This window comes from Henriciella sp. (assembly GCF_049649345.1).
Lineage (GTDB): Bacteria > Pseudomonadota > Alphaproteobacteria > Caulobacterales > Hyphomonadaceae > Henriciella.
Map to the genome: position 1 here is coordinate 1 of NZ_JBARZC010000077.1, position 2,363 is coordinate 2,363.

The window sequence follows — 2,363 nt, forward strand, 5'->3', positions numbered from 1 at the left end:
GCAGCCTCTCCTTCAATGAAGACTGGAAACGGGCCCATCACGAATTCAGGGATGTGTTTCCCGCCGACCACATGCAGTTTCTTCGAACCCTCAAAGCGTCTGCCCGGCTTGGAAAATTCGGGTTTGCGCATGCGGGGGTTCGCCCGGGCATCCCGTTTGACGAACAGAGCGAAAAGGATTTGCTCTGGATCCGTGACGAGTTTCTCAATTCGAAGGCCGAGTTGGATGTCTGTCTCATCCACGGACATACGCCGGTCGATCACGCCACCCTCGAGCAAGATCGTATTAACGTCGATACCGGAGCCTATTATAGCGGACGGCTGACAGCCGTTCGGCTCTTCGGCGACGACATATCGTTTATATCAACCCGACCATAGAGGCATCTTTTCCTATGCGACCTATCCTTCAATCCCTTCAGTGGACACTCGGCGCCGCGCTCTTCCTGATCGCCGCCTGCCAGTCAGCGCCGGTTCAGCAGGCGTCTGCGTCTGACGAGGAAATCATCCCGGCCGCGAGCCTGTCGGAGCCTTATAAACTCGGCCCGGCCGACAAGGTGAAAGTCACTGTGTTCGGTGAGCCAGAGCTTTCAGGTGAGTATGTCGTCGATGGTTCGGGCAATATCTCTCTGCCGCTCATAGATTCGTTTCAGGTCGAAGGCCTGTCGCTGCCGGAGTTCCAGAAGCTGACCGAGCAGAGCTACGCACAGGGCTATCTTCGCGAGCCGCGGATCAGTGCGGAAGTCCTGAATTTTCGTCCGTTCTACATTCTCGGCGAGGTCGCAAAGCCGGGCGAGTATCCGTACTCGAATGGATTGACCGTCATGAATGCTGTCGCGACGGCCGAGGGTTTTACGTATCGCGCCAACAAGAAATACGTTTTGATCAAAAAGGCCAATGCAAGCCGGGAGTTTAGGGTGGAGCTGACGCCAGCTCTGACGATCCAGCCGGGTGATACGATCCGGGTGGTTGAGCGGTTTTTCTGATCAGCTGGCGCTGTAGGAGAAAATGAGCGCGCATCTGCCCGGAATATGCAATTATCGATTTCAACTGGCCGGTGGGGGACACCGGCTTGTTCGAAGGCAAAAACAGAGCGGTCCGGTTCGCAGCAGCTAGGGGTTTCCTCCTTCGCGGACCACGCCGAGCGGGACCGGAAGATCAGTCGTCGATTGGGTTGGCCAGCCGCGCAGCCTCCGGATCGCTAAATAGGCATGAACTTTGCGAAGCGTGTGTTCGCAAATGACTTAGGGACATTCTTATGCGCTTACCTGTTATTTTTCTCCTGATCTCGGCGACGTCCGCCACGTCGGCGTATGCTCAAGACAGCTTCTTTGAGCGCAATCGCTATACAGCGGTGACAGAGCGGCCCCAGCCGGAATTCGACCCTGTGCCACTTCGGGCCGGTGGCTTTGATGTTCAGCCCTCCCTCGGGCTGGAAGCCGGGTATCGCGAGAACCTTTTCGCGACAGAGGATGACACTGAAAGTGACGCTTTTGTCCAGGCCAGCCCAAGTGTGAACGCCCAATCGACATGGTCGCGCCACAGCCTGAGAGGCCGGCTCGAAGCCGTTTCAACCGCCTATGCCGAGAACGACTCGGAAAATCACACCGATCTTCGCGCGAATGCAGAAGGGCGTCTCGATCTGGGAACGAGAACCGAATTGACCGGGTCACTCATCGCAGAGAGCCTGAATGAACCAAGATCGGCATCGGCGCGCGTTGCCAATGCCGAAGAGCCGGTGATGTATGATCGCACCGGGGCGGGTATTGGCGTCTCGCACGAGGCGGGCCGCGTTCGCGTGGACGGGACCTATACGTTTCAGACGCTCGATTTCGACGATGTCGGCCTGATCGGCGGCGGCGTCCAGGATCAGGACTTCCGCGACTATGACGAACAGGAATTGAGCTCACGGGTGAGCTGGGCGGTTGAGCGCGACTGGGCGGTCTTCGTGCAGGGCGCTTATGTGGACCGGTCTTATGATCAGACGACCCCTGGCGCAGTCAGCCGGGATGCAACTGGCGTCATTGCCAGAACCGGTGTGGATTTCGAACTTCAGAACCTGATCCGCGGTGACATCGGGGTGGGCTATCAGTCCTTCGATTTCGACGACCAGGCGATTGAGGACATTGATGGTCTTTCGGTCGATGCCAACGCTCAATGGTTTGTGACGCAGCTGACAACCGTGTCAGCCAGCGCGGCGCGCACCGTTGTCGATTCCGGCATCATCTCTTCGCCCGGCACAGTCGTGACGCGAGTGGCCGCCGGCATCGATCATGAGCTTCGTCGCAACGTCATTATCGGCGGTGAACTCGGCTTCGAAAACCGCGACTTCCAGGAGATCGACCGTTCCGACGACCTGATCAGCGT

The 2,363-nt window shown here is 57.9% G+C and carries 2 protein-coding genes and 1 pseudogene; all 3 read left to right on the top strand.

Features of this window, described 5'->3' with window-relative positions:
• A pseudogene (locus WA989_RS01995) lies at positions 1-377 on the top strand (hypothetical protein); the annotation flags it as partial.
• A 14-nt stretch (positions 378-391) separates the two neighbouring features.
• Positions 392-982 carry a polysaccharide biosynthesis/export family protein gene (locus tag WA989_RS02000; RefSeq protein ID WP_424338857.1) on the top strand — a complete coding sequence of 197 codons (591 nt, stop codon included), beginning with the start codon at positions 392-394 and terminating at the stop codon, positions 980-982.
• 272 nt (positions 983-1,254) lie between these two features.
• Positions 1,255-2,363 (top strand): outer membrane beta-barrel protein (locus WA989_RS02005; RefSeq protein WP_424338858.1); only part of this gene is annotated, 1,109 nt, incomplete at its 3' end.

Coding starts and splice junctions, on each gene's coding strand:
- WA989_RS02000 (WP_424338857.1), top strand. CDS start 392: ATGCGACCTATCCTTCAATCCCTTCAGTGGACACTCGGCGCCGCGCTC.